Below are 808 nucleotides of genomic sequence, written 5' to 3'. Positions count from 1 at the left end.
AACAATTGGGGTGCAGTTCAGTTTCTCGCTCTTTTTTTTATTTGCCATAAACGATAAATAGTGAAATTTAAGCGATTCTAAATACAGTTAGACGAATGTTAGTATTTCCTGTTGCAGGGATCGTAATCTCATTAAGAGTAGATTGGACAGAAATGTTTGCGCCAGCTCTTAACGTTTCGATTGTAGTAAATGAAAGTGAGTCGCCTATTAGATTTGAAGAGAAGTTGTCAGTTGCGACTGCTCCATTTATTGAAATTCCTACTCCGAGTGGAGCACATCCTGGTGCAGTTGTAGAGATGGATACGCTAATTACATAAATACCACCGTTGATAACAGTAACTGTATCTGTGCCGTTGAAGATAATGTTGTTTACATTAATTGCAGTATTAAAAATGAAGTTGTTAAATTGAAGTACTGTTTGTTGAATGTTGTTTGTTACAACAATTGTTGCTACAGGGAAGCTAGGTCCAGTCGGCCCGGTCGGTCCTGTAACTCCTATACCCGTAGCGCCCGTTGGCCCTTGAGCACCTTGAGGTCCAGTAGCGCCTGTGTTACCTTGAACACCTTGAGGTCCAGTAGCGCCCGTGTTACCTTGAGGTCCCTGAGGTCCAGTAGGTCCCTGAGGCCCACCAGAAGGTCCAGTTGGTCCTGTAACTCCTATACCAGTAGCGCCCGTTGGCCCTTGAATACCCTGAGGTCCGGTAGCACCAGTAGCCCCTGTATTACCTTGAACGCCTTGAGGTCCAGTAGCGCCGGTAGCCCCTGTATTACCTTGAACGCCTTGAGGTCCTTGAGGTCCAGTAGCGCC

At 45.8% G+C, this 808-nt stretch carries 1 protein-coding gene; it reads right to left on the bottom strand.

Annotated features, from left to right (window positions below; translation table 11 throughout):
- Positions 1-67 precede the first annotated feature (67 nt).
- Positions 68-808 (bottom strand): Gly-Xaa-Xaa repeat protein (locus tag COL05_RS29075; protein ID WP_142337718.1); only part of this gene is annotated, 741 nt, incomplete at its 5' end.

It is taken from the genome of Bacillus sp. AFS059628, from assembly GCF_002571225.1.
Taxonomy (GTDB): Bacteria; Bacillota; Bacilli; order Bacillales; family Bacillaceae_G; genus Bacillus_A.
This window is presented reverse-complemented; position numbering and strand designations above follow the sequence as displayed.